Annotated in this window: 22 protein-coding genes; 4 read left to right on the top strand and 18 right to left on the bottom strand. The window is 71.8% G+C overall.

Annotation, left to right across the window (positions count from 1 at the left end; all coding sequences use genetic code 11):
* Genes J3P30_RS02290 through J3P30_RS02280 form a run of 3 tightly spaced genes read right to left on the bottom strand, consistent with a single transcriptional unit; the run spans position 1 to position 3,059 of the window.
* Entirely contained in the window at positions 1-852 is an 852-nt protein-coding gene (locus J3P30_RS02290; protein ID WP_210479335.1) for a carbohydrate ABC transporter permease, read from the bottom strand.
* The gene (locus tag J3P30_RS02285; protein ID WP_210479334.1) at positions 849-1,763 is read right to left on the bottom strand and encodes a carbohydrate ABC transporter permease; all 915 of its coding nucleotides are present in this window, start codon (positions 1,761-1,763) and stop codon (positions 849-851) included. The genes J3P30_RS02290 and J3P30_RS02285 overlap by 4 nt, the downstream gene beginning before the upstream one ends.
* Before the next feature lie 24 nt (positions 1,764-1,787).
* Positions 1,788-3,059, bottom strand: coding sequence for an ABC transporter substrate-binding protein (locus J3P30_RS02280; RefSeq protein WP_210479333.1), 1,272 nt, complete (start codon positions 3,057-3,059; stop codon positions 1,788-1,790).
* A 205-nt stretch (positions 3,060-3,264) separates the two neighbouring features.
* Here J3P30_RS02280 and J3P30_RS02275 point away from each other — a divergent pair, with 205 nt between their 5' ends.
* Entirely contained in the window at positions 3,265-4,374 is a 1,110-nt protein-coding gene (locus J3P30_RS02275) for an ROK family protein (RefSeq protein ID WP_210479332.1), read from the top strand.
* A 6-nt stretch (positions 4,375-4,380) separates the two neighbouring features.
* On the opposite strand, the gene J3P30_RS02270 is transcribed toward J3P30_RS02275, so the two are convergent.
* Together J3P30_RS02270 and J3P30_RS02265 are read right to left on the bottom strand one after the other, a co-directional pair.
* Positions 4,381-4,845 carry a DUF3237 domain-containing protein gene (locus J3P30_RS02270; RefSeq protein ID WP_307807364.1) on the bottom strand — a complete coding sequence of 155 codons (465 nt, stop codon included), beginning with the start codon at positions 4,843-4,845 and terminating at the stop codon, positions 4,381-4,383.
* On the bottom strand, positions 4,842-6,092 hold the full coding sequence (locus J3P30_RS02265; RefSeq protein WP_210479331.1) for a flavin-dependent oxidoreductase: 1,251 nt from the start codon (positions 6,090-6,092) through the stop codon (positions 4,842-4,844). Before J3P30_RS02265 ends, J3P30_RS02270 begins: the two co-directional genes overlap by 4 nt.
* Positions 6,093-6,223: 131 nt before the next feature.
* Here J3P30_RS02265 and J3P30_RS02260 point away from each other — a divergent pair, with 131 nt between their 5' ends.
* Positions 6,224-7,036, top strand: a complete 813-nt coding sequence (locus tag J3P30_RS02260; protein WP_210479330.1) for an alpha/beta hydrolase — start codon at positions 6,224-6,226, stop codon at positions 7,034-7,036.
* An 18-nt stretch (positions 7,037-7,054) separates the two neighbouring features.
* Here J3P30_RS02260 and J3P30_RS02255 read toward each other — a convergent pair whose 3' ends face one another.
* The 3 genes from J3P30_RS02255 to J3P30_RS02245 are packed head-to-tail and all read right to left on the bottom strand — an operon-like array spanning position 7,055 to position 11,375.
* Positions 7,055-9,004, bottom strand: coding sequence for an ABC transporter ATP-binding protein (locus J3P30_RS02255; RefSeq protein ID WP_210479329.1), 1,950 nt, complete (start codon positions 9,002-9,004; stop codon positions 7,055-7,057).
* Between the two features lie 44 nt (positions 9,005-9,048).
* Positions 9,049-10,779 (bottom strand): ABC transporter ATP-binding protein, encoded by a 1,731-nt coding sequence (locus J3P30_RS02250; RefSeq protein ID WP_210479328.1) that lies wholly within the window; start codon positions 10,777-10,779, stop codon positions 9,049-9,051.
* Positions 10,779-11,375, bottom strand: coding sequence for a TetR/AcrR family transcriptional regulator (locus J3P30_RS02245; protein WP_210479327.1), 597 nt, complete (start codon positions 11,373-11,375; stop codon positions 10,779-10,781). Before J3P30_RS02245 ends, J3P30_RS02250 begins: the two co-directional genes overlap by 1 nt.
* 210 nt (positions 11,376-11,585) lie before the next feature.
* Between J3P30_RS02245 and J3P30_RS02240 the strand changes: the two genes are divergently transcribed.
* The gene (locus tag J3P30_RS02240) at positions 11,586-13,073 is read left to right on the top strand and encodes a sugar transferase (RefSeq protein WP_210479326.1); all 1,488 of its coding nucleotides are present in this window, start codon (positions 11,586-11,588) and stop codon (positions 13,071-13,073) included.
* Positions 13,074-13,110: 37 nt separating this feature from the next.
* On the opposite strand, the gene J3P30_RS02235 is transcribed toward J3P30_RS02240, so the two are convergent.
* Positions 13,111-13,401 (bottom strand): hypothetical protein, encoded by a 291-nt coding sequence (locus J3P30_RS02235; protein WP_210479325.1) that lies wholly within the window; start codon positions 13,399-13,401, stop codon positions 13,111-13,113.
* A 215-nt stretch (positions 13,402-13,616) separates the two neighbouring features.
* Here J3P30_RS02235 and J3P30_RS02230 point away from each other — a divergent pair, with 215 nt between their 5' ends.
* Complete coding sequence (locus J3P30_RS02230) at positions 13,617-13,799, top strand: hypothetical protein (protein WP_210479324.1); 183 nt, start codon at positions 13,617-13,619, stop codon at positions 13,797-13,799.
* 7 nt (positions 13,800-13,806) lie between these two features.
* Here J3P30_RS02230 and J3P30_RS02225 read toward each other — a convergent pair whose 3' ends face one another.
* The 9 genes from J3P30_RS02225 to J3P30_RS02185 all read right to left on the bottom strand — a co-directional run bounded on the left by J3P30_RS02225 (position 13,807) and on the right by J3P30_RS02185 (position 24,743).
* Entirely contained in the window at positions 13,807-14,871 is a 1,065-nt protein-coding gene (locus J3P30_RS02225) for a glycosyltransferase family 4 protein (protein WP_210479323.1), read from the bottom strand.
* Positions 14,868-15,998 carry a polysaccharide pyruvyl transferase family protein gene (locus tag J3P30_RS02220; RefSeq protein ID WP_210479322.1) on the bottom strand — a complete coding sequence of 377 codons (1,131 nt, stop codon included), beginning with the start codon at positions 15,996-15,998 and terminating at the stop codon, positions 14,868-14,870. The genes J3P30_RS02225 and J3P30_RS02220 overlap by 4 nt, the downstream gene beginning before the upstream one ends.
* A 25-nt stretch (positions 15,999-16,023) precedes the next feature.
* A complete protein-coding gene (locus J3P30_RS02215) occupies positions 16,024-16,995 on the bottom strand; it encodes a glycosyltransferase (RefSeq protein ID WP_210479321.1) in 972 nt (323 codons plus the stop codon).
* A gap of 176 nt (positions 16,996-17,171) precedes the next feature.
* Positions 17,172-18,506, bottom strand: a complete 1,335-nt coding sequence (locus tag J3P30_RS02210; RefSeq protein WP_210479320.1) for a right-handed parallel beta-helix repeat-containing protein — start codon at positions 18,504-18,506, stop codon at positions 17,172-17,174.
* Positions 18,507-18,646: 140 nt separating this feature from the next.
* Complete coding sequence (locus J3P30_RS02205; RefSeq protein WP_210479319.1) at positions 18,647-20,194, bottom strand: Ig-like domain-containing protein; 1,548 nt, start codon at positions 20,192-20,194, stop codon at positions 18,647-18,649.
* Positions 20,195-20,213: 19 nt separating this feature from the next.
* Entirely contained in the window at positions 20,214-21,176 is a 963-nt protein-coding gene (locus J3P30_RS02200) for a glycosyltransferase family 2 protein (RefSeq protein WP_210479318.1), read from the bottom strand.
* A complete protein-coding gene (locus J3P30_RS02195) occupies positions 21,173-22,252 on the bottom strand; it encodes a hypothetical protein (RefSeq protein ID WP_210479317.1) in 1,080 nt (359 codons plus the stop codon). The genes J3P30_RS02200 and J3P30_RS02195 overlap by 4 nt, the downstream gene beginning before the upstream one ends.
* Positions 22,249-23,385, bottom strand: coding sequence for a glycosyltransferase (locus J3P30_RS02190; RefSeq protein ID WP_210479316.1), 1,137 nt, complete (start codon positions 23,383-23,385; stop codon positions 22,249-22,251). The genes J3P30_RS02195 and J3P30_RS02190 overlap by 4 nt, the downstream gene beginning before the upstream one ends.
* Positions 23,385-24,743 (bottom strand): polysaccharide biosynthesis tyrosine autokinase, encoded by a 1,359-nt coding sequence (locus J3P30_RS02185; RefSeq protein ID WP_210479315.1) that lies wholly within the window; start codon positions 24,741-24,743, stop codon positions 23,385-23,387. Before J3P30_RS02185 ends, J3P30_RS02190 begins: the two co-directional genes overlap by 1 nt.
* Positions 24,744-24,745 lie beyond the last annotated feature (2 nt).

The raw sequence follows: 24,745 nt of genomic DNA, 5'->3' as shown, positions 1-24,745 counted from the left end.
TCAGCCCTTCACGGCGCCGGAGAGGAACCCCTCCGTCACCTGCCGCTGCAGCCCGATGAAGAGCACCACCACGGGCAGGATCGTGATGAGGGCGCCGGCGGCGAGAGGGCCGATGTCCACCGACCGGCCGCCGGCGAACAGGTAGAGGCCCGTGGTGAGCGGGCGGTACTCGCCGCCCGGCAGGTAGAGCAGGGGGACGAGGAAGTTGTTCCAGTTCTGCAGGAAGGTGAACACCGTCAGCGTGCCGATGCCCGGGGTCGCGAGCGGAAGCATGACCTGCGTGAAGATGCGCGCCTCCGAGGCTCCGTCGATGCGGGCCGCCTGGTCGAGCTCCTCGGGGAGGTCCGAGAAGAAGGCGCGCATGAAGAAGGTGCCGAAGGAGAGCCCCGTGCTCGTGAGGACGAGGACGACCCCGATGAGCGTGTCCAGCAGCCCCATGCTGCGCAGCTGGAAGTAGAGGGGGATCATGTACGCGAAGAACGGGACCAGCAGCCCGAGCACGACGAGGTAGAAGGCGACGGAGCGTCCCGGGAAGGGCAGGCGCGCGAAGGCGTAGCCCCCCATGGTGGACAGCACGACGGCGAGCGCCGTGCTCGGGACGGTGAGCAGCACGCTGTCGAGGAGGTAGGAGCCGAAGTCGCCGACGGTCCAGGCCCTCTCGAGGTTCTCGAAGGAGAACGTCGAGAAGAGGCCGAAGGGGTTCACCTTGACGTCCTGCCGCGTCTTCAGCGTGGTCGACACGATGAGGATCACCGGGAAGAGCGTGAGCAGCGACAGGACGATGAGCAGCGCGTGCCTGCTCATCGTGCCGGTCCGGCGACGGGGTGACACGCGTGACGTGGCGGCGGTCATGTTCCCATTCCCTGGAGGGACAGGCGGCGCTGGAGCCGGTTGAGGGCGACGGCGAACGGGATCGCGAGGACGCTGATCACGAGCGCGAGCGCGGTCCCGTAGCTGATCCGGTTGAGCTGGAACGCGCTGCTGTAGGCGTACGTGCCGAGGACCTCGGTGGCGTTCGCCGGACCGCCCCCCGTCATCACGAAGATGATGTCGAAGACGCTGAACCCGCCGACGAGCGTCAGGGTCAGGATCATGAGGAACACCGGCATGATCTGCGGAAGGACGACGTACCACACCCGCTGCGCCCCGTTCGCGCCGTCCATCCGGGCGGCGTCGAGCAGCTCGCTGTCGACGTTCTGGAGCGAGGAGAGGAGCACGACGAAGACGAAGCCCGTCGCGGTCCAGACCGCCGTCGCGAGGACCGCGTAGAGCGCCGTGTCCGGGTTGCCGAGCCATCCGGTGGCGAGGCCGCCGAGTCCGATCCCGCGCAGGGCTGCGTTGAGCCAGCCGCGGATGGGGTCGTAGATCCAGCCCCACACCACGCCGACCGCGACGGTCGGGAGGATGTAGGGCAGGAAGAGCGCGATCCGGTAGAACGTGCTCCCTCGCCTCACGCGCCACATGAGAAGTGCGAGCGCGAAGCCGATCAGCATCGGTGCCGCCGTGCCGACCACGATCCACAGGATGTTGTTCGCGAGCGCGGGGAGGAGCGCCGGATCCGTGGCGAGCTCGACGTAGTTGGCCAGCCCCACGAACGGCGGCGTCGGGTTGACGCCGTTGTAGTCGAGCAGCGAGTAGTAGAGGGCGTTCCCGAGGGGGAAGAGGAAGAAGACCGCGATGATGAGCACCAGCGGCACGACGAGAGCCAGCCCCAGGCGCGCCTGGGCGCGGCGGGTGACGGGCGGCGTGGTCGAGGTGCGCATGCTCGTCCCCTTCCCCCTCGGCGATCAGGACCGGGCAGCGGCCTCGAGAGCCGCGGCGACGTCCTCAGGGGTCTGCTGGCCCGTGAAGATGCCCTGGAACCCGTCGTACATCGCCTGGTTGAAGGCGTCGCTCGCGACCACGTCGATGTTCGTCCCCAGGTCCGCGTCCCCGCTCGCGAAGGTGGCGGTGTCCTCGATGACCTGCTTCAGCAGCGGCAGCGCCTCGACGCCCTCGGTGTCCACCGGGTACGGCGGGATGGTGCCGAGGTTCTCGATGGCCCACCGTCCGTGCTCCTCGGACACCATGAAGTCGACGAACGTCAGCGCGGCCTCGGCGTTGTCGGTGTTCGCGGCGACGAGCGGCCCGGAGCCGAGCCCCGCGGTGAAGATGCCCCTGCCGTCCTCACTCGGGAAGGGGATGTATCCGGACTCGAACTCGGTGTTCGCCGCGACTTCGGGGATGAACCAGCTGCCGGTCGGCAGCATCGCGGCCTCGCCGGAGTAGTAGAGCGCGGCTCCCGAGTCGTAGGAGATCGATGTCGGGAACTCCGGAAGGTATCCGGCGTCCTGCCACTCCTTCCAGAGGCTCAGTGACTCCAGCACGTCGGGGGACGTCCACGACTCCTCGCCCTCGACCAGCGCGGCGATGCCTTCGGACCCCACCTTGCTGGAGAGCGTCATGCTGAGCAGGTGACCGGCCTGCCAGCCCTCCTGGTCGCTGACCGCGAAGGGGATGATGCCGGCCTCCAGGATCGTCGCCGCGGCGGCCTCGAGGTCCCCGAGGTTCTGCGGCTCGTCGATGCCGAGGTCCTCGAAGATCTGCTTGTTGTAGTAGATGCCGATGGTCTCGAGGTCGCCGGGGATGCCGATGAGCTTCCCGTCCACCGTCACGCGCTCCTTGGCGAACTCGTAGATCGGCCAGTCGTACTCCTCGTACGCGTCGGTGAGGTCGTACAGCAGCCCGGCCTCGGCGAGGGCCCCGGCGAAGCTCGGACCGGAGCCCCAGTTGAAGACGTCGGGCGCGTCGCCGGCCTGCAGCTGCGTCTGCAGCACGGTCCGCATGGTGTCGAACGGCATGGCCTCGACCTCGACCGTGATGCCGGGGTTCTCCTCCTCGAAGTCGTCGATGTGGGCCTCGATCGTCGACAGGAACTCGGGATCCTCCTGCTCCTCGATGAGGTAGCGGAGCCTGCCGTCCTGCTCGGAGGACGACGTCGTGGCGGGCGTGCAGCCGCTCATCAGCAGCGCAGCGAGACCGATGCCCGCGGCGGCGGGCAGGACGGAACGGCGGGACATGACTCTCCTAGGAGACGGGATGCGGAATGTGAGTGTGTGGGTGGCTCGGCGGCGCCCACCGTTGATTTCGCGTCGGAATGTTGACAACGTCCTTCAGCACCTCGACTCTGATCGCGGAAGGCTCACAGCAGGGCAACGCCCGATGAACGTGGAGTAAATCATTCCGGAGCAAAACTTTCTAGAGGACCTCGACCGCTCTTCTCCCATGCCCCGGACGGCACGCGCCGTCGCCGTCGAGGTGCTCGTCCACGGTCCCCAGTCGCGCGCCCGGCTCGCCGCGCGGATGGGGCTGTCGCCCGCCAGCCTCACCCGCCTCGTGAAGCCGCTCGTGAGCAGCGGAGTGCTCGTCGAGGCGGGGGCCGTGCGGACCTCGCAGCTCGGCCGCTCCTCGATGCCGCTCGACGTCCTGGCCGACGACTACCGGTTCGCGGGGGTCAAGCTGACGCAGGACACGGCCTACGCGGTGCTCACCGACCTGCGGGCGACGGTGCTCGCGGAGCTCTCGGTGCCCCTCCCGCCGCGGACGGATCCGGAGAGCGTGGTCCGCGCCGTCCGGGGCGTGGTCGAGGACCTGCAGGCGTCGGAGGGGCGCAGCCTCGACGGCGTCGGGCTCACGTTGGGCGGCCGGGTCCGCGACGGGGTCGTCGTGCACTCGCCGTACCTGCAGTGGCGCGACGTGCCCCTGAAGAGCCTCCTGAACGGCGCGCTCGGCGAGGCCGGGCACGTGGAGAACGACGTGGTCGGTCTGACCGAGGCCGAGCACTGGTTCGGCCGGGGCCGCGGGCATGCCGACTTCGCACTGCTCACCGTGGGGGCCGGCATCGGATACGGCCTGGTCCTCGGCGGGACCCTCGTCCCGGTCGAGACGGGTCCCGCCGCGCATCTCCCGATCGACGCCGGCGGGCCGCCGTGCCCTGAGGGGCATCGCGGCTGCCTCGCGTCGTTCGCCACCACGGGCGCGATCACCGCGGCGGTCTCGGTCGGTCACCGCCGGCCGCTGGCCTTTCCCGAGGTCGTCGCGCTCGCGGACGGCGGCGACGCGATCGCGCTGCGCGTGCTCAGCGAGGCGGCCTGGGCGGTGGGACGGGCGGCCCAGATCATCGCCGATGTCACGTCCGTCCGGCGCATCATCCTCTCCGGGGAGGCGGTGCTGGCGGAGTCCGCGCACGAACCGCTCACGGCCGGGCTCACCGCTTACCACTCCGGCGAGGCGGAGGCGGTCGACGTGGTGACGCACCCGGTCGACTTCTTCGAGTGGGCCCGCGGCGCGGCCGTCGTCGCCATCCGGCGCGAGTTCCCGCGAGGGCGCCGCTAGTGCGCGTCAGGTGACGCGGTACGCGACGTACCTCACCCGGTTCGCGTCCCGGATGCACGAGGCGACGTAGAGCGACCGCTCGAACTCCGGGCGGCTGGACGATTCGATCGTCACCGCGGTGCGGAAGTAGTAGGAGCGCGGATCGACGTCCTCTCCGCGCAGCAGGGCCTCGAGCACGTCGGGGGACCCGCTGCGGACGCCCACCGCGTGCAGGTACACGAGCGACCCGTCCGCCGAGCGCCCGGTGTATCGTCCGTCGATCTCGATCGAGCCGTCGTCGCGCACGAGCTGCCAGTCGGCTCCGCCGGGCAGGATCGTCCCGTCAAAGGCGCCGCGGATGGTGCCGCCGAGGATCGGGACGACCCTCCGGTGACCGGCGCGGGTCCTGCCGTGGTCCTCGAGGGGGCCGAGCTCGACCTCGACCTGGAACGCGGGCTCGAGAGCCGGGACCGGCGGCTGCACGCCCGTCACCGTCGCACCGGAGGGGTGAGCGGCGGCCGGTCATTGAGGATCTCGGGGAGGAAGCCCGCGGTGCGCTTGTAGCCCGCGGCGATCTCGGCGAGCTCCGCCTCGGGGAGGACGTCGTGCACGTCGGCGAAGCCCTGCGGCGCGCGCTCGTGGGCGAGCAGCATGACCCTTTCCGGACCCTGCTGCCGATTGCTGCGCACGAGCGCCTCGGTCGCCGGACGGCGCTCGCCCTCGTAGGCCGCGAGCGCCGAGGGCACGTCGGGGGCCGTCGCCAGGTGGAAGGCGAGCGTGCGGGCGTCCAGGATCGCCTGGGAGGCGCCGTTCGACCCGTTCGGGTACATCGCGTGCGCGGCGTCGCCGAGCAGCGTCGCCCGTCCGAACGTCCAGCGGGGGATCGGGTCGCGGTCGACCATCGGGTACTCGAGGATCTCGTCCGCGGCCGCGATGACCCCCGGCACGTCGAGCCAGTCGAAGCGCCAGTCGCGGAACAGCTCGACGATCGGCTCGGGGTCCACCGCGCGGTTCCAGTCGACCGTCTGGTCGCCGCCGACGCGGCGCTCGGCGATGAAGTTGATGCGGGCGCTCCCGGCGTCGTCGGGGGCGGTGAGCGGGTAGGCGACGAACTTCTGCTCGCCGTCGCCCGCCATGATCATCGCCCGCCCGTCGAGGAACGCGGGGGCGACGGCGGTGCCGCGCCACAGGGTGAGGCCGTTCCAGACCGGGCGTCCCTCGTCCGGATAGTGCTGCCGGCGGAACGAGGAGGAGATGCCGTCGGCGGCGACGAGAAGGTCTGCGCTCTCCCTGACCTCGCCGTTCGGCGTCGCGAAGACGGCGACGTCCGAGTCGGTCCCCTCCTCGACGCGCTGTAGGGCGTGGCTCAGGCGGATCGCGCCGGCGCCGAGGCGGTCCCGGACGGCGCGGGCGAGCGCGAGCTGCAGCTCGCCCCGGTGGATGGAGACCTGCCGCCAGCGGTAGCCCGCCTCGAGCCCGCGCGGCTCGCTCCAGATCAGCTGCCCGAAGCGGTTCCAGTACGAGAGGGCCGACGGCGCGACGCCGAGGGAGGCGATCTCCTCTCCGAGACCGAGGTCGGTGAGCTCCGCCATCGAGTGCGGCAGCAGGTTGATCCCGACGCCGAGGGCGGTCAGCTCGTCGACGCGGTCGTAGACCGTCACGTCCTTCAAGCCGGCTGCGGCGAGGCTGAGGGCGGTGGCGAGCCCGCCGATGCCCGCTCCGGCGACGACGATTCTCATGACGCCAGGCTATCCAGCCGGCGCAGCGGCGCCGCACGGAGCCTCGCTCCCGAGCCGTGCAACCGGCCGGCAGCCGCCGCCGGACGTCCACCGGGTGGACGGGCGAGCCGCCCACGCACATGCTGAGGGCCGTGCTCGATGTCGCGGATGCCGTGCCCGATCCCGCCCGCCGGTCGTTCCTGGCGACCGCCGTCGGTGGGGCCCTCGTCGGCCTGCTGGGCGCCTGCGCCGTCCGCGGCGACGAGCGCGGGAGGAGCGGCGGGGACTCCGGGGCCGGGGTCCTGTCGGCGCGTCCCGCGGATCCCGCGGAGCAGTTCCCCGGCCCGGGCACCCACGCCCTCGGACTGGATCCGGAGCGGGACGCGCTGCTCCACGTGCCCGCCGGCATCCAGCAGGACCGGGCGGCGCCGCTGGTCGTCTCGCTCCACGGAGCAGGAGGGGACGCGTGGGCGGGGGTCGCGCTCCTGCAGGGTCAGGGGGACGGACGCGGCCTGCTCCTGCTCGCCCCCGCGTCGCGCGGCAGCACCTGGGACGCCGTGGGCGGGGGCTACGGTCCCGACCTCCGCCTGATCGACCTGGCGCTCGAGCAGGTCTTCCGGACGGTCGCCGTGGACCCGGAGCGGATCGCGGTGGCGGGGTTCTCGGACGGAGCCTCCTACGCGCTCGGCCTGGGACTCGCCAACGGCGCCCTGTTCAGCCGGATCGTGGCCTTCTCGCCCGGCTTCGTGCCGCCCGGCCGGCGCAGCGGGGACCCGGCGGTCTTCATCAGCCACGGCACCGGCGACGAGGTCCTGCCGATCGACAGGACGAGCCGGCGGATCGTGCCCGTACTGCGGGACGAGGGTCTCGACGTGACCTACCGCGAGTTCCCCGGTCCGCACCTCGTTCCCCCGGAGATCGCCGAGGAGGGGATGAGCTGGCTGGCATCGGATGCGTCCGGCTGAGCGGCGCCGGGCGCCGCGTCAGCGGGAGCCGGCGGCCGGGAGCGGCTCCTCGAGCTCCAGGGGCGCCGCGAACTGGGCGGCGTACAGGGCGGCGTAGGCGCCTCCCGCGGCGAGCAGCTCGGCGTGCGTGCCCTGCTCGACGATCGAGCCCTTCTCCATCACGAGGATGAGGTCGGCGTCCCGGATCGTCGAGAGCCGGTGCGCGATGACGAAGCTCGTGCGGTCCTTCCGCAGCGAGCTCATCGCCCGCTGCACGAGGAGCTCGGTCCGGGTGTCCACCGAGCTCGTCGCCTCATCGAGGATGAGGACGCTGGGCCGGGCGAGGAAGGCGCGCGCGATCGTGATCAGCTGCTTCTCACCGGCGCTGACGTTGCCGCCCTCGTCCTCGAGCAGGGTGTCGTAGCCGTCGGGCAGGGAGTGGACAAAGCGGTCCACGTACGCCGCGCGAGCCGCCTCGAGGATCTCCTCCTCGGTGGCGTCGGGGCGGCCGTACGCGATGTTGTCGCGGATGGTGCCGGCGAACAGCCAGGTGTCCTGCAGGACCATCCCCATGCGGGAGCGGAGCTCCGACCTCGACATCGTCGTGATGTCGACGCCGTCGAGCGTGATGCGCCCGCCGTCGAGCTCATAGAAGCGCAGGATGAGGTTGACGAGGGTCGTCTTGCCGGCACCCGTCGGCCCGACGATGGCGACCGTGTGACCGGGCTCCGCGACGAGCGAGAGGTCCTCGATCAGCGGCTTGTCGGCCTCGTACCGGAAGGACACCTGCTCGAACGCGAGCCGTCCGGTGGCGTGCGCCGGCCGCGCGGGCTGCTCCGGGTCCGGGCTCTGCTCTCTCGCGTCCAGCAGCTCGAAGACGCGCTCGGCGCTCGCGACGCCGGACTGGAGCAGGTTGGCCATCGCGCCGAGCTGGCTGAGCGGCTGGGTGAATTGGCGCGAGTACTGGATGAAGGCCTGCACGTCGCCGAGGCGCATCGATCCGTTCGCCACCAGGAGGCCGCCGACCACCGCGATGGCGACGTACACGAGGTTCCCGATGAACATCAGCGACGGCATGATGATGCCGCTGACGAACTGCGCGCCGAAGCTCGCCCGGTAGAGCTCCTCGTTCTTCTCGGCGAATCGGGCGCGCACCTCCCGGTGCCGGCCGAACACCTTGACGAGCGAGTGCCCGGAGTAGCCCTCCTCGATCTGCGCGTTGAGCGTGCCGGTGTGGGTCCACTGCTGCACGAAGAGCTTCTGCGACCGCCTCGCGATGAGGGTCGTCACGAGGAGGGTGAGCGGGATCGTGATGAGCGCGATGAGCGAGAGCAGCGGCGACAGCACGAACATCATCACGAGGATCCCGATGACGGTGAGCAGCGAGTTGAGCAGCTGGCTCACGGTCTGCTGCAGCGACTGCGAGATGTTGTCGATGTCGTTGGTGACCCGGCTCAGCAGCTCGCCGCGCTGCATCCGGTCGAAGTAGGACAGCGGCAGCCGGTGCAGCTTGTGCTCCACGTCCTCGCGGAGGCGGAGGACCGTGCGCTGCGTGACCACGTTGAGGATGAGCGCCTGCAGCCACCCGAAGACCGACGACAGGACGTAGACCGCGAGCGTCACGCCGAGCACCCCGGCGAGCGCGCCGAAGTCGATGCCCCGGCCGGGGGTGAGGTTCATCCCGCGGAGGAGGTCGACGCGCTGCGTCTCACCCGCCGCCTCGAGCTGCGCGATTATCTGCGCCTTCGTCGCCCCCGGAGGCAGGTCGGCCGAGATCGCGCCCTCGAAGACGATGTTGGTCGCCTCGCCGAGGAGCTTCGGCCCGATCACCGCGAGCACGACGCTGAGGACGCCGAGCAGGATGACGAGCGCGACGCGGCCGCGCTCCGGCCGGAGGCGCCGGAGGAGGCGCCGCGCGGACGGCCCGAAATTCATCGACTTCTCGACCGGGATGGGGCCGCCGAACGGTCCGCCGGGGCGGCCGCCCATGGGACGAGGAGGCCCGGCGGGCCTCGCGGGTGCGTTTCCGGTGCTCACGCCGTCTCCTCCGTCAGCTGGCTGGCGACGATCTCGCGGTACTCCGGCGAGCTCGCGAGCAGCTCCCCGTGCGTCCCGCGAGCCACGACGGCGCCGTCCTCGAGGACCAGGATCTGGTCGGCGCCGAGGATGGACGACACCCGCTGCGCGACGACGATCACTGTCGCGTCGCCGACTTCGCGGGACAGCGCGTCCCGGAGACGGGCGTCGGTCGCGGTGTCGAGCGCCGAGAACGAGTCGTCGAACACGTAGATCGGCGGGCGCTTCACGAGGGCGCGGGCGATGGCGAGCCGCTGGCGCTGCCCGCCCGACACGTTCGTCCCGCCCTGCGCGATCGAGGACTCCAGCCCGTCGGCCATGGCCTCGACGAAGTCCCGGCCCTGGGCGATCTCGAGCGCCGCCCACAGCTCCTCGTTGGTCGCGTCGGGATTGCCGTAGCGGAGGTTGCTCGCCACCGTGCCGGAGAAGAGGTACGCGCGCTGCGGGACGAGCCCGATCACGCTCCACAGCAGCTCGGGATCCACCTCGCGCACGTCCACGCCGCCGACGAGGACCGCGCCGCCGGTGACGTCGAACAGGCGGGGGAGAAGGTTCACGAGCGTGGTCTTGCCCGCGCCGGTGCTGCCGATGATCGCGGTCGTCGTGCCCGGACGCGCGAGGAAGCTGACGTCCCGCACCACCGGCTGCTCCGCGCCGGGGTAGGCGAACGTCGCCCCCTGCAGCTCGACCGTGCCCGGCGCCGGCATCGTGCGGATCGGGTCGGCCGGCGGGACGACGGTCGGCTCCGTCTGGAGGATCTCGCCGATGCGGTCGGCCGACACCATGGCGCGGGGCAGGAGCACCGCGATGAACGTCGCGAACATGACCGCGAAGAGGATCTGCGCGAGGTAGCTGAGGAAGGCGGTGAGGGAGCCGACCTGCAGGCTGCCGCCCTCGATGAGGAAGGCGCCGAACCACAGCACCGCGACGCTGGACACGTTGAGCACGAGCAGGACGATCGGGAACATCAGCGCGAACAGCCGCCCGACCCGAAGTGCGGTGTCCGTGAGCGCCGCGTTCGCGTCTCCGAAGCGGATCGTCTCATCCGGCTCGCGGACGAACGCCCGGACGACCCGCATGCCGGTCAGCTGCTCCCGCAGCACGCGGTTGACGGTGTCGATCCGGTCCTGCATCTGCCGGAACAGCGGCCCCATGCGAGCGATGATGAGGCTGATTGCGAGCAGCAGGACCGGCACGGCGACCACCATGATCCAGCTGAGCTGCACGTCCTCGCGGAGCGCCATGATGATCCCGCCGATCGCCAGGATCGGCGTCGAGACGAGCATCGTGCAGCTCATGAGCACGAGCATCTGCACCTGCTGCACGTCGTTGGTGCTGCGGGTGATGAGCGAGGGGGCGCCGAACCTGTCGACCTCCCGCTGCGAGAAGTCTCCGACGCGGGCGAACACCGCCCCGCGCAGATCCCGGCCGAGGCCCATGGCGGCCTTGGCGCCGAACCAGACCGCCGCGATCGAGCAGGCGATCTGGACGAGGGTGATCGCGAGCATGAGCGCGCCCGTGCGGAGGATGAACCCCGTGTCGCCGACCGCGACGCCCTCGTCGATGATGTCCGCGTTGAGAGCCGGCAGGTAGAGCGACGCGATGGCCTGGGCGAACTGGAACACGACGACCGCGACCAGCAGCGGCCACGCGGGGCGGAGGAAGCGGACGAGCAGCCGGCCGAGCATCAGGAGGCCCTCCCGTCGCTGCACGCGACCCCGGACGTGATCAGGTGGGCGAGCTCGTCGGTCGTGAACTCGTAGGGATCGTTGAACGAGGGGAGCGTCGAGGCGAAGGCGCTCATCCGCAGCCAGTAGGCGACCGTGCGGGGCGGCGCCGACAGCTCGTGCTCGTGCGGCGCGAGGAGCTCGCACACCGTCTCGATCCAGCGCCCCTGGTCCGGACCGGCCGGCGGCCGGTGATTGATGCCGAGGAGCGCCATCACCCGGAAGATCCCGCTGAACCGCGCGCGGACGTGCGCGAGGATCTCCGCGAGCTTCCGCTCGAGCGGCAGGGACGCGTCGATCGCCCGCAGGTCCGCGATGAGCGGCGAGGGATCGAGGAGCTTGGCGACGGCGGCCTCGAGGAGCGACTCCTTGTCGCCGAAGGCCCGGAACAGGGTCCCCTCTGCGACTCCGGCCGCCTCGGCGAGCTGACGGGTGGAGACGTCCCGGCCGTGCTGACGAAGAAGCGGTAGGACAGCGTCGAGGATCGCCTCCCGCCGGTCGCCCGGCGCGAGCGGCCTCGCGCGCTCGCGGGAGTTGTGGTCGGCGGTGAGGGTCACCCGATCACCATAGTGAGTGAGCACTCACTCCACTAGCGCACACTGGACGCAGCAGGCGCTTTCGGCCGCGTGCCCCACCCGTGGTGACGCGCGGCTCGCCGGTTTGTAAACAGTCTGTGAAGGACCTAGCACCCCCCGAAAAGGGGGCGATACCCTGCCCCCACAGGTCTTCCTCGAGCGACGGGGCTCTCGACCACGGGGGTATTTTCGATGCTCGACTCTCTGACCGCTGCGCGTCCGATCTCGACGCGACGCGTCGCTCGGACAGCCACCTGGCAGTCCGACTACCGATGGCGGCTCGCCCTCACCGACGCCCTCGCGATCGGGCTGGCCGTCGCCGCCTCGTTCCTCGTCGCCGTCGCCCTCGACTCCCGGGAGCTGCCGGCGGCCGCCGTGCTCCCGATGGTCGTCCGCTACGGACTCGTGTCGGTCGTGGTGTCGCTCGCCTGGGGGACCGCGCTGCACACCCTCGGCACGCGGGACCACCGCATCGTCGGTGCGGACGCCACGGAGTACCGACGGGTGATCAACGCGACGGTGATCGTGTTCGGGCTGCTGGCGGTCGCCGCCTACCTGTACCAGGGCGACCTCCGCAGGGTCTACGTCCTCACCGCCTTCTGCGCCGGGCTGGCGGCGCTCCTGACGTCCCGCTGGCTCTGGCGCCGCTGGCTCACCGCCCGCAGGGCGGCGGGGGAGTACTCGTACCGGATGCTCCTCGTGGGCTCCGAGGCGAGCGTGCGGCACCTGGAGCAGGACCTGCGCCGCAACCCGTCGGCCGGGTACCGGGTCGTCGGCGCCTGCGTCCTGAACGCGCGCGGCGGCGGGACGTTGCCCGGCACCGACATTCCGCTCTGGTCCGACCTCGGGGACATCTCCGCGATCGTCGAGCAGTCGGGAGCGGACACGGTCGCGGTGACGAGCTCGGACGACCTGCCGCCGGAGCGCGTGCGCGAGCTGAGCTGGGAGCTCGAGCCGGGCCGACGCCACCTCGTGGTGGCCCCGAGCCTCACGGACGTGGCGGGCCCTCGTGTGCACGCCCGTCCGGTGTCCGGCCTTCCGCTCCTGCACGTCGAGACGCCGCGGTACGAGGGGCGCCCGCTGTACTCCAAGCGGGTCTTCGACATCGTGGTCTCGTCCGCGCTGCTCGTCGCGCTCGCGCCGCTGTTCCTCGCGATCGCCATCGCGATCAAGGCGACGAGCTCCGGGCCCGTCCTCTTCAGTCAGCTGCGGGTCGGCAAGAAGGGGACGGAGTTCCGCATGCTCAAGTTCCGCTCCATGGTGACGGACGCGGAGGAGCGCCTGAGCGCGCTGCAGTCGGCCGCCCGCGACCGCGGGAACGAGATCCTGTTCAAGATGAAGGACGACCCTCGGGTCACGCCCGTCGGGAGGATCCTCCGGCGCTACAGCCTCGACGAGCTGCCCCAGCTCATCAACGTCTGGCGGGGCGAGATGTCACTCGTCGGGCCCCGGCCGCCCCTTCCGCGCGAGGTCGAGCGGTACGAGGCGCGGGTGAACCGCCGCTTCCTCGTGAAGCCGGGCATCACCGGCCTCTGGCAGGTCAGCGGTCGCTCCGACCTCTCCTGGGAGGAGTCGGTGCGGCTCGACCTCTACTACGTCGAGAACTGGTCGATGACCGGGGACCTCGCGATCCTCTGGAAGACGGCGCGAGCCGTCGTCGCGCCCGCCGGCGCCTACTGATGCCGCCCGGATCGGTCCTTCCATGGGGTGCCGAGGGTCAGCAGGGCGAGGCGGCGAGCAGGCGTGCCGCCTCGCCCGTCAGGATCAGCGGGGCGGCCGACTCGTCGGGACCCGGGATCTCGAGGACGACGATGAACCGGTCGGCATAGGCATCGATCAGCCGGACCGGTCGCCACGGCCAGTCCTCCGCGCCCGGGCTGAGCACCCCGGAGCTCAGGGGACGGGGGAGGCGGCACCACCAGAGGCGGTCGCGGGACAGCTCACGGCTCTCGTCGGCGGGCGACGACGGGACGAGACGCGGGGAGGTGACGGCGGAGCTGGCACTCATCGTGCCTCCTTCTGCTGTTCGCGAAGCCCCCACGCTAGTTCCGCTGCGCGGAGGATCGCCTCCTGTCGAGGGCCCACAATCGGATCGGGCTCCCTGTGGTGATGCGCGATAGGCGGCGCTTCCCGCCGCGGGTAGAATGATGCGTTCGCTCTTGCTGGGGCGACCGGGGGCCACAGGTGCGGACAGCGCCGATTCCAGCGAGGCGAAGAGGTGACGTGACGCTGCTGAGGCGCCTCCTCGTCCGGGTCTTCCGCGCTCGTCATGGCGCGGATCCCGGTGACCTGCCGCCCGGCCAGGAGTTCCGGCACCTGCGCGGGAGGGCGTACCGGCGCGCCCTTCGGCGCGGGCTCATCAACCCGGACGGCACCACGAGGACCCGCCGCCTCGACGAGCGGTAGCGGCCGCTCAGTCCAGAGCGACCTGACTCCGCCGCGGCACAGCACGGCGAGTGTTCGCATCCTCGAGAGCCGTGAGCCAGAGCTCCTCGAGCATCGGGAAGACCGTCTCCGCCGAGAAGCGGTCGGCGAAGGCGCTCGCCGCGGCGTCCGCGTACCGGCCGCGAGCCGCGCCGTCGGTCATCACGTTCCCCAGCGCGGCGGCGAGGGGCTCGACCTCACCGGGCGGAAGGACGATGCCCTCGCCTCCGCCGAGCACGGCCGCGATCCCGCCGACGCGCGTCGCGATCACGCAGTTCCTCCGGGCCATCGCCTCGAGGATGAACATCGGCATGGCCTCCTCGCGCGAGGGCAGCACGGCGATCGCGGAGCGGTCGAGCAGCGCCATCAGCTCGGCATGGGAGACGGCCCCGAGGAAGCGCGCCTGACGCAGGTCGGGGCGGATCAGGTGCCCGTCGACGGGCGGTCCGGCGACCACCAGCTCCCAGCCCGGCTGACGGGCCGCGTCCCACGCGGCCTGGAGGACGTCGATGCCCTTCCGATGGGTCACGACGCCGCCGAAGACGACCAGCCGCTCCTTCGTCGCGGGGGCTCCGGACGGGATGGCGTTCGGGATGAGCGAGATGCGGTCGGCCGGCACGAAGCGTGCGGCGACCCTGCTCGACTCCTCCGACAGCGAGACCACCCGGTCCGCGGCCGACAGCGCCCACCGTACGAGGCGCGGCCGGGCCTCGGCGAACGACGCGAAGGAGCTTCCGTGCAGGTGCGCCACCGTGGCCACGCCTCGCGCGGCGGCCGCCCGCAGCAGCGAGCCCTCACGCAGGAACGACCCTCGCTCCGAGAGGTGGGCCACGACGACGGTGCCACTGCGCGGCAGCTGCAGGACTCGGCCGGCTGCGCTCGCCGCGCGGCGGACCCCGGCCCGGATGTCGTGCGGATCCCCCCGCGAGGTGATCACCGCGACGTCCACACGGGGGAAGGGCCACTCCAGGTAGCCGTTGAGGACCTGGGTCATGCCCCCTGCGATGTCGCCCGCCCTTCCGAGGTGGTGGACGACGGGGCGGACGCCCGTCATGAGGTGGCGGGGACCTTCTCGGGAGCCGGCCGGCGCGCTCCCGACGGGCCGGATGCCAGGACGCTCTGGACGTCCGCACGATGGCGTCCCAGCCGGGATCGGGCCTCGAGGAGACGCTCGAACATGGCGGGACGCTGCGTCTCGAGGGTGCCGATGGCGGATGCGAACTCGTCGGCGGAGAGGCCGCGGGTGGCCACCGACACGCCGTCGATCCCGATGGTGCGGAAGTGGCGGTCCACCTTGTCCGAGCCGTCGACGAGGGAGCCGACGGGCACAGCTCCCTCGGTGAAGGCCGCGATGATGACGTGGAGCCGGTCGCTCAGCGCGACGGCGGTGCGCCGGTACAGCTCGCGCAGGCGGCGCTCCTGTCCCGCGTGGTCGCCGAGGTGCTCCCAGGTGAGGGCGCGCCCCCCGAGGTCGCGCGCCAGCCGGCGGGTGCGCTCGTCGTCGACGTGGACCTGGGTGACCGCCCAGATCTCGAGTCCCCGGGACGCGGCATACTGCCGGACGCCGTCGAGCCACTGCCGGCTCGGGTAGGGCCGGATGTGGTCATCGGCGCGCATGGAGACGACCAGCACGTTCCGCTCGGGGTCGTGCTCGCGGAAGCGCTCGATCTCCTCGTCGCCGGCCCCCTCGGCGAACGCGAGATCCGGCATCGCCTGCCCGGTGCGCATGTAGGAGGCCGTCGTCACGTCGCGCCAGAGCGTGAGGTCGGACAGCGCGATCGACGGCCGCATCAGGGCCCGAGGCAGCGGGGCGTAGTTGCGGGTGCCGACTCCCGCACGGACGGCCCTGCCGCCCCTGGCTCGGAGCGCGGCGAGCAGCGGGAGCATCGAGAGGTGCTCCTTCATGCCCACGAGGGTCAGCTGGATCTCGCCTGGCTTGAACACGTAGGCGGCGTTCCCCTGCAGTGCTGCGGAGAGCGCTGCCCGGTACCAGCGGAGAAGGGAGCGGTACACCACGTCGTCCGGGCCGAGCCGCAAGCCCTCGTCGTAGCCGTCCGGCGAGTGGCCCACATATACATGGAGCGGTCCCATCGGCCGCACCCAGTCCAGCAGCTGTCGTCGCAGGATGATGTCGCCGATGTTCTCGTACTGGCCGCGGCCGATCGCGAAGACGGTTCTCACGCGCGTTCCTTCGTGGTGGGCGGGATCAGCCGGCGAGGGCGGTTCTGCGGTCGGAGATCCCTTCCAGCCGGTCGGTGACCTCGAGCGCGCGCACCCTCTGGATGAGCGCGGCGTCGAGCTCCTCGACGTCCACGACCCGCGCCACGCCTCGGCCGCGCACCACCTCCCGGAGCTCGAGCTGGTGGTCGTCCACGTGCTCGTTCCGGTGGGCCCGGCGAGTGACCAGGATCGGGTACACGCCGGCCTCGAGAAGGACCAGGAGCGAGCCGACGCCCGCGTGGGAGATGACGACGTCCGCGTCCCGCGCGGCCGCGACGTAGTCCTCGGCCGACAGGTACTGGTAGACCGTGCCGGGCAGGTCGCGCCGCACCGTCTCGCCCACCTGCCAGACCGTCCGCTCGTCGGCGAGTCCGGAGGCGAGGACGGCGTCGACGAGCGCGTCGAAGCGGTAGCCGCGGATGGTGCCGAGGGTGACGAAGAGCCGCGGGGGCCGGGAGTCGGTCGGCCGGGGGACCGCGCGGTAGGTGCTCAGCACACTCGGGTGCGGCGACCACCGGCCGCGAGCCATCCGCTCGGACTGGGTGAACATCGCCGTAGCGCCCAGGGCGGCGAGGATCCGGCCGGTCGCGGACGGCGCGGAGACGCGACCGAGGCTCTCGACGTACTTCGTCGGGATCCCGCGCAGGATGGCGGCCGGGAAGCAGGCGAGGGCGATGCCCGACCCGGTGCTGACCGCGCCGTCGAAGCGCTCGTGGCGGAGCCGGCGGAGTGTGATCCCCATCACGCGGAGCACCGCGAGCACGTCCCGCGGCTTCACGTAGGGCACGTAGAAGACGCGGCGCCCTCTGAGGAGAGCCTCGCTCTGCGGGGACCGGAAGGTGACCCAGAGGGAGTCGTCGGAGGCGTTCAGCACGGGCAGCAGCCGCACGAGCTCGGCGAGGTGGCCGCCGGTGGAGGCGACGAGCAGCAGCTTGCGATTGGCGGTCGTGCTTCCCATGACGGCTCCCCGGGTGCTGTCTCTGGTAATGAAGGTGCAGACATCCGTGGCCGCGCGATCACCCTAGCGCGGCCCCTCTGCGGCGCTCTAGACGCCGGGGGCACCCTGTTACCGGAATTTCACGGGCCCGCAACAACCCGTTCGGGGGGCAGGCGCCGCGACTGCGGCGGAGTGTCTCAGTTCTGGCAGGGCACGTGCGTCACGCCCGACGCGGTGCCCGACACCCTGTTGTCGCAGCCGACGACGGTGCCAGCAGGGACGGGAGATCCGGGATGGTGCACGAGGACTCCCCAGCCTGCGGCCGAGCCGGCCTCGCCGCTGTTGTCGACGACCGAGTTGTCGAGACCCCACTGCGTCCCGTTCTTCATGAGCGCGTAGGCGTTGGTGACGGCGTCGCTGCCGGTGTTGTCCCGGATGAGCCAGCTGTTCCCCGTGACGAGGACCCAGCCGATGGCGCGCGACGCCGTCTGGTGCCCGGTGATCACGTTGCCCTCGATCACGCCGTCGGACGTGCCTTCCTTCGCCTCGATGGGCTCGGCGCCGGCGTTCACGATGGTGTTGCGGAGCACGACCACGCGGCGCGTGGTGTCGGGCTGACCGCTGGTGACGACGTCCCACCTCCGGTTGGACGTTCCGATGTAGATGCCCTCGCCGTATGCGACGTCGACCACTCCGGTGTTGCGGATGGTGTTGTCGCGGATGACGGCGTTCGAGCTGAGGGCGTAGACGTGGATCCCCTCGTACCCGATGTCGGTGACCGTCAGCCGAGCGATCGTGACGTTGCTCGAGAACTTGACCATGACGCCCTGCAGCGAGTTGCGGACCGCGAAGCCGCTGAGGCCCACGTTGGAGGCCTTGTCCAGGACGAGGGCGGACCCGTCCGAGATCGAGCCGGTCTCGAGGACGGAGTCCTCGGTGCCGCAGAGCCATATGGGACTCGTGGTCGTGCCGCTGCGCTCCAGCTTGAACTTCCCGCGGTAGACGCCGGGCTGGAGCCAGATGACCTCGCCGGCGCGGGCCCCCGCGAGGGCCGTGCGAAGCTGCTCAGCCGTCGACACCCGCTTGGTCGCGGCCGGGCACTCGCGGGCGATCGCGCCGGCGTAGCTCGCCAGCGGATCGGCCGCCCTCACCGTCACGGACCCCGGCAGCGGCGATTCCGCGCCGGAGGACGACACCGCGGCGACCGAGTACGTGTAGCTCGTTCCGGCGGTGAGGCCCGCGTCGAAGAGCCGGGTGCCGGTCACGGGGACGGTGTTGACCACCACGGCGGCGGAGGTCCCGGTCCTCCGGTAGACCTTGTATGCGGCTGCCCCGCTCGCGGCGGTCCAGGTCACCACGGCGCCGTCGGACTTGGGCGTCGCCGTGATGCCCGACGTGGTGGCGAGTGAGCCGCCGATCGTCGACGGAGCAGGCTGCGCGGTGGCCGTGAAGCAGCCGATCAGCGTGACCTGCAGCGTGAGCGCCCCGACCGCGAGCAGCAGCAGTGAGCGGAAACGAGTGAAACGGCGCATGCGCGTGAGCCCCCAATGAAAACCGACAGCGAGACAACCCCCCGGACGCTCGCCGTCGGACGTGCCGTGACTGACAGGGTACCTCCCGGTCCCCGCGGAGGCAGTCCGCCGGGCGGAGGACCGCCGGCGGACCGCCGCCGTCAGTTGGCGATCCGAATGGAGACGGCAGGACTCACGCCTACGTTGCCCGCGGCGTCACCGGCGCGTGCGGTGATGCTGTACGTGCCGTTCGGCGTCACGCTGGTCCGCGTGTTGAAGGTCAGCGTCCAGACCCCGTCGACGAGGCTCGCGGGGGCGATCAGGCGGCTCCCCGAGTAGAAGCTCACGCCTGTCACCCCGACGTCGTCGGAGGCGGCCGCCGTCGCCGTCACGACTCCGGAGACGACCGCGCCCTGCGCCGGGGACGTGATCACCACGCTGGGCGCGCGCGTGTCGGTGTTGCGCACGGCCACCGTCACGGGAGCGCTCACGCCCGTGTTGCCGGCGGCGTCCGTGGCCGTGGCGGTGATCGCATAGCTCCCGTCCGGAGTGGCGGCTGTGCGGGTGTCGAAGGGCAGCGTCCACACGCCGTTCGCGAGGGTCGCAGCGCCGGCGTCGACGGAGCCCCACGTGAAGCGGACACCGGTGACGCTGGAGTCGTCGGTCGCGGTCGCGGCGAGGGTGACGTTGCCCGCGACGGCGGCGCCGTCGCTCGGCGAGGTGACCGCGACGCTCGGAGCGGTCGTGTCCGGCGCAGGAGCGGTCGGCGCCCATCGCCGCATGGCGTCCACGAAGTCGAGGTGCGCGAAGCCCGGCGTGCTGTGGCCGTGGGCATGGGTGCGCAGGGAGGCCTCGGCGGCCACCGGCGCAGCGAGGGCGAGCAGAGCCAGGCCGTGCTGCTCCGGCGGAACCGTCCGGTCCGTCTCGTTCGGCTGGGAGACGACGATGCGCATCCTCGTCCCGGCCCACGTCGCCTGCCGGTGACGAGCGGGATTCGCGGCCTGGATGGCAGCCGGATCGTCGCCGAACGCGGCGACCACGGTGTCGCGGGAGCTCCCGCCCGCGTTGTACATCGCCATGAGGTCGTACGACCCGTTGACGTTGTACATCCCGAGGATGTCCGGGATGAGCCGCGAGCCGTACGTCTCACACGAGAGGGCGCCTCCGCCGGAGGTGCCCCGCAAGTAGTTCCCGGCGATCCTGTACAGCGCCGCCACCCACGCATAGCCGTTCACCTGGCAGGCCTGGGCGAAGGGATGCGAGTAGAGGGTGCCCCCGGCCTTCTGGCAGATGGCGATCGCCCCCTCGTCCACGGTGCGCTCCCCGGTCTGCTTGAAGCCCCCGTCGAGCGCGTTGTGGTCGCTTCCGGAGCCGTGGTACAGCCAGACCACCCGGATCGGCGTCTGCTGACCCGGCTTGATGGACTGCGGAACGTAGAGCCGTGCGGGGTCGCCCTTGATCTTGACGACGATGTTGTCGTACAGGGTGCCCCCGTAGGCGGTGACCTGGTTGCTCTTGCGGGTGTACTCGCCCGGAAGCAGGGGGCTGGGGGAGGGGGTGGCGGCGGACACGGCCTGCCCTCCCGACAGGACCGACCAGCCCACTGCTCCGGCGACTCCGCCGAGGAAGAGGCGGCGTGTGACCGGGCTGACCGAGTCGAGCGGCGAGCGGCGCTCCGGCGTGGTCGCGTCCTCCGGGAACGGGGTCATGGGGTCTCCCTTGTCGAGGTCATCGGTCCGCGATCACGAGAAGGCGGCGGTAGAGGGGCCGCGACCACTTGGCCGTGGCGGCGAGAGCGAGGCGCCGGACGTCCCGAGCCGAGGCCAGCAGCCGCAGCTCGCGGAGCGTCAGCCGGCGACGGAGCTCGGCGAGAAGGGCGCCGCGCTCCTCGTCCGAGTAGTCGCCGAAGGTGGCGTCCTTGATCCCGGAGAGCAGGATGTAGCGGGTCACGAAGTAGCGGTGCGCGGGACCGTCGACGACCCCGGGCAGCAGGGACGCGGCCCGGCGCACTCCCGCCTCGATCAGCCGCAGCGAGTCGGCCCGCCGGGATCGGCTCGTGATGATGGAGCCGGGGCGGATCCGGTACTCGTAGACCGTGCGGTCGAGGAAGGCCACGCTGCCCGCGCGAGCGAGGGCCCCCGCGACCATGGCGAGGTCGGACTGGACACGAGCCGGGACGTACTCGATCTGTGTGAGCAGGCTCCGCCGGAACAGCTTGTTCCAGAGGTGGCCCGTGATCCCGCCCGTGAGGAGCTGGGTGAAGGCGATCCGCCCGTCGACGGGATCGCCGGAGGGTGGAGCGAGCTGCTTGGTCCGGCCCGACTCGAGCCGGAACAGGGCGCCCGCCACCACGACGTCCGCGCCGGTCGCCTCGGCCTTCGCGGCGAGGACCGCGGCCGCGTCGTCGGGCCAGTCGTCGTCGGAGTCGACGAACCAGACGTAGTCGCCCCGCGCCTCGAGCACTCCGCGGCGGCGCGCGAGGGCCACGCCCCCGTTCGCCTCGAGGCGCAGCGCGCGGATGCGGCGGTCGTCGCGCGCCGCGCGCTCGGCGATGGCGGGGCTCGCGTCGTTCGAGCCGTCGTCCACCACGATCACCTCGATGTCGATCCCGCGCTGGCGGCGGAGGCGGGCGAGGGCGTCGCCGAGATGAGCCTGATCGTTGAAGGACGGGAGGATCACGCTCACGATCATCGAGACCCTCGCTTCCGGCCGATGCGCGCGATGGCGGTCGCGACGGCATCGAGCGCGCGCCGGGCCTCTTCCACGGCACGCGCGACCTCCGCCCGGCGGGTGAGCGCGCGGGCCATCATCTCGTCCGCCCCGCCGGTCGCGAGCTCGGGGTCGACCGAGGCGTTCCGGATTCCGGCGGCGGCCAGCGTCCTCGTGGACTTGTCGAGCGGGTCCGCGGACAGCGCGAGCGGCACCGCCCCTTCGGTCGCCCCGATCACGAGCCCGTGCAGCCGGTCGCTCAGCACGATTGCCGACTCCCGGTACAGCGCCCGGAGCCGCTCCTCGAAGGCGCCGTGGTGCCCGCTCTCCCAGGTGAGGGACTGCGCGCCCACCCGCTCCGCGAGGGAATCCGCCAGCGGCCCGTCGCGGCGGATCTGCGCGACGAAGACGGGCTCGAGGCCGTGCCGATCCGCGAGCTCGGCGACCGCCTCCGTCCAGCGCGCCGACGGCTCGCTCTTCTGCGCGTGCTGCAGGCTCGCCCGCACGGCGACCGCGAGCTTCCTCCGCGGGATCGGCAGGGACGCCCTCAGGTCGGCATCGGTGGATCCCAGGCGGAAGGCCCAGTCGGGTGAGATGCCGCCGAGCCCCATGACCGACCTGCTGTGGGCGTCTCGCCACGTCACGACGTCGCAGAGCCGGAGCACACCCCGGATGGGGTGACGCCAGGGGGTCGATTCCCGGATCCCCACGCCGACGTGCGCGGCGCCTCCGCCGCGGAGGCGGTTCAGGATGAGCAGCGGCGCGAGCCGGGCGTATCGGAGGGCGAAGCCCCGCTGCAGCTCGGTCTCGCCGGTGTCGAAGGCGTAGACCGACGGCTCCCGGCCCATGGTCGTGGACAGCTTCGCGCGCCACTCCTGCGACCTGCGGTACAGCGTGTCGTCCTCCCGCAGCCCGAGCGCGCTGAGCTGGTCCTCCTGCTGGCGCCCGACGTACAGGTGGAGCGGCCCCGCCCCGCGCACGGCGTCGAGGAAGCCGCGCCGCAGCACGGTGTCGCCGATGTTGTCGTGCTGGCCGATGGCGGAGGCGAAGACCTTCACGTGGCGATGGCCTTCCGGAGCACGTGTTCGAGGGTCGTGCCGCTGGAGCGGGAGGAGAAGTGATCGAGCCAGGCCGAGATGTCGGGGATCGAGATGCCCGCGGCACGCTCCAGTGCGTCGGCGACGCGGGCGGGGGAGTCGTCGATCGCGAGCTCGCCCGTGATGCCCGGCACCAGGGCGTCGGCGACGCCGAGCGCGCCGGAGAGGGCGACGGACGGCACGCCCGCCGCCGCCGCTTCCACGAGCACGTTGCCGAAGCCCTCCCGGTGGGAGGCGAGCAGGAACACCGCCTTGTCCGAGCACTCGGCGAACCAGTCCTCGACCCAGCCCCGATGGTTGAGATCGACCTGCAACTCGCCGGCGAGCGTGACGAGCTCGTCGAGGAGCGGCCCCGTGCCGAACACGGTGAGCCGGACTCGGTGGCCGCGGCGTGCGAGCTCCGCCGCTGTGCGGACGGCGAGGGCAGGGCGCTTCTGCGGGACCAGCCGGTGCGCGATGATCACCTCGATGTCGATGTCGTCCGCGCTGCGGCGGACGCTCCTGCCGGGCACCTTCGCGGCGGCCGGGTTCGGCACGACGGTGCAGCGGCCCTCGGGGATCCCGAAGCCGCCGGCGAGCTCGCCCGCGATCGGATGCGAGATCGCGATGACGTGATCGGCGCGGCGGTAGGCGCGGCGCGTCAGCAGGTGCTTGACCCGGTGGGACAGCGGGGACCCGGGCAGACCGTAGGCCACCAGGTTGCGCTCGCTCACCACCACCGCCGGGCGCGAGGACTTCGGCATCAGCTCGGCGGCGGCGACCAGCACGAGGTTCGCGTAGGCCTGGAGTCCGACCGCGGCATCCGGCCTCCGCTCCTCGAACAGCCGCTTGAGCGCCCGCGCCTTGGCCGCGTGGCCCCGGACCCCGCCGAGGGACACCGCCGCGACACCCGCCGGGAGGTACCGGTCGGTGTCCTTGCTCGACGTGGTGACCGCGGTCACCGAGTGGCCCTGCGACACCAGCCACTCCATCCACGTGCGGCCCACGAACTCGGCGCCGCCGCCGTGCAGGGAGATCACGACGACCATCACGGACAGGGGGCGGGGCGCCGGAGTCGCCGTCGCGGCCGCATCAGCGGGGGTCGTGAGAACCATCAGCCCTTGCCTCCCGCCGTCACCAGAGCGCGGGAGTGGGCGTCGGCGTCGGGACCGGACGTCGGGACGTCGGTGAGCGTGAGCCCGATGACGTTGGCGCCCGCCCTGGTCAGGGTGTCGAGTGCGGACCGGACCTCGGGTCCGGTCGTGCGGCCGGTCTGCACGACGAGCGTCGTCGCGCCGGACGCGGCCGCGAGGAAGCCGGCGGTCGGGCTCGACAGCACCGGAGGCGAGTCCACCAGGACGATGTCGCAGTCGCTCGCGAGCTCCTGAGCCAGCGCTCCGAAGCGCCCGGCCGCGAAGGGCTCGGCGGAGGCGGCGCCGCCCTGGCCCGCGGGGAGCACCGAGAGTCCGGGGGTTCCGGTGCTGATCGGCGCGACGCCGGGGTCCCCGGCCAGCCGCTCGGCCAGTCCCGGGCGCTCCTCGACGCCCAGGAGCTTCGACAGCCCCTTCCGCTGGAGGTCGCCGTCGACGACGACCGTCCGGACGCCTGCCTTGGCGAGCGCCATGGCCAGGTTCGCCGCCACGGCCGCCGAGTTCTCCCGAGTGCTGGGCGACAGGAGCGTCAGCGTCTTGCCCGCGACGACCTCCGGGTCGAGCACGATCGCGGCGGCGAGCCCGCGGTACCCGTCCGCCGCGACGCCCAGTCCCCGCGAGTTGAGCACGAGGCCCTTCCCGGGGGCTCCGGAGATGCCCGCGAGCACCGGCAGGCCGCTCAGGCGCTCGACCTCCGCCCGGTTGTGCACCCGCCGGTCGGCGAGGGCGAGGATCGTGGCGGTGAGCAGCCCGAGGACGAGTCCGGAGAAGAGGCCGAGCGCGATGTAGAGCGGGTAGCTCGGGCTGGCGGGCAGCTCGGGAGCGGTCGCCTCCTGGAGGATCTCGGCCCGCACCGGACCGGCCCCGCCCGTCGAGGGCGACTCGAGCTCGTTCACGACGACGTCGATGAAGGTGCTGCTGATCGCCCCGGTCAGCGTCGCGGCGTCCTGCGGGTTCGCCGCGCTCGCGGAGATGTCGAGGATCACGCTGTTGGTCGGGACCGAGACGGAGATGTCGCGCGCGAGCTCCTCGGCGTCCGTGTCCATCCCGAGCTCGTCGATCACCCGGTCCAGGACGCGCGGGGTCTCGACCACCTCCGTGTAGGAGAAGACCCGCTGGATCGCGAAGTTGTTCGCCTGCACGAGCTCCGCCGCCGGGGCCCCGGCGGTCGCCTCGAACGCGAAGAACATCCGGGTGGTCGCGGTGTAGGTCGGGGTCGTGACTGCCGCGACGAGGGCGCCCGCCCCTCCGCCGAGGAGGGTGAGCCCGAGGATGAGCGGCCAGGTGGTCCTGATCGTCCTCAGGATGCTGGTGAGATCCATGT

Origin of the sequence: Naasia sp. SYSU D00948, assembly GCF_017916515.1 — a bacterium.
GTDB lineage: Bacteria > Actinomycetota > Actinomycetes > Actinomycetales > Microbacteriaceae > Naasia.
This window is presented reverse-complemented; position numbering and strand designations above follow the sequence as displayed.

Bases quoted from the DNA above. Each gene is read 5' to 3' on its own strand.
- J3P30_RS02290 (WP_210479335.1), bottom strand. From the start codon at position 852: ATGACCGCCGCCACGTCACGCGTGTCACCCCGTCGCCGGACCGGCACG.
- J3P30_RS02285 (WP_210479334.1), bottom strand. From the start codon at position 1,763: ATGCGCACCTCGACCACGCCGCCCGTCACCCGCCGCGCCCAGGCGCGC.
- J3P30_RS02280 (WP_210479333.1), bottom strand. From the start codon at position 3,059: ATGTCCCGCCGTTCCGTCCTGCCCGCCGCCGCGGGCATCGGTCTCGCT.
- J3P30_RS02275 (WP_210479332.1), top strand. From the start codon at position 3,265: ATGCCCCGGACGGCACGCGCCGTCGCCGTCGAGGTGCTCGTCCACGGT.
- J3P30_RS02265 (WP_210479331.1), bottom strand. From the start codon at position 6,092: ATGAGAATCGTCGTCGCCGGAGCGGGCATCGGCGGGCTCGCCACCGCC.
- J3P30_RS02255 (WP_210479329.1), bottom strand. From the start codon at position 9,004: ATGGGCGGCCGCCCCGGCGGACCGTTCGGCGGCCCCATCCCGGTCGAG.
- J3P30_RS02250 (WP_210479328.1), bottom strand. From the start codon at position 10,779: ATGCTCGGCCGGCTGCTCGTCCGCTTCCTCCGCCCCGCGTGGCCGCTG.
- J3P30_RS02240 (WP_210479326.1), top strand. From the start codon at position 11,586: ATGCTCGACTCTCTGACCGCTGCGCGTCCGATCTCGACGCGACGCGTC.
- J3P30_RS02235 (WP_210479325.1), bottom strand. From the start codon at position 13,401: ATGAGTGCCAGCTCCGCCGTCACCTCCCCGCGTCTCGTCCCGTCGTCG.
- J3P30_RS02225 (WP_210479323.1), bottom strand. From the start codon at position 14,871: ATGACGGGCGTCCGCCCCGTCGTCCACCACCTCGGAAGGGCGGGCGAC.
- J3P30_RS02215 (WP_210479321.1), bottom strand. From the start codon at position 16,995: ATGGGAAGCACGACCGCCAATCGCAAGCTGCTGCTCGTCGCCTCCACC.
- J3P30_RS02210 (WP_210479320.1), bottom strand. From the start codon at position 18,506: ATGCGCCGTTTCACTCGTTTCCGCTCACTGCTGCTGCTCGCGGTCGGG.
- J3P30_RS02205 (WP_210479319.1), bottom strand. From the start codon at position 20,194: ATGACCCCGTTCCCGGAGGACGCGACCACGCCGGAGCGCCGCTCGCCG.
- J3P30_RS02200 (WP_210479318.1), bottom strand. From the start codon at position 21,176: ATGATCGTGAGCGTGATCCTCCCGTCCTTCAACGATCAGGCTCATCTC.
- J3P30_RS02190 (WP_210479316.1), bottom strand. From the start codon at position 23,385: ATGGTTCTCACGACCCCCGCTGATGCGGCCGCGACGGCGACTCCGGCG.
- J3P30_RS02185 (WP_210479315.1), bottom strand. From the start codon at position 24,743: ATGGATCTCACCAGCATCCTGAGGACGATCAGGACCACCTGGCCGCTC.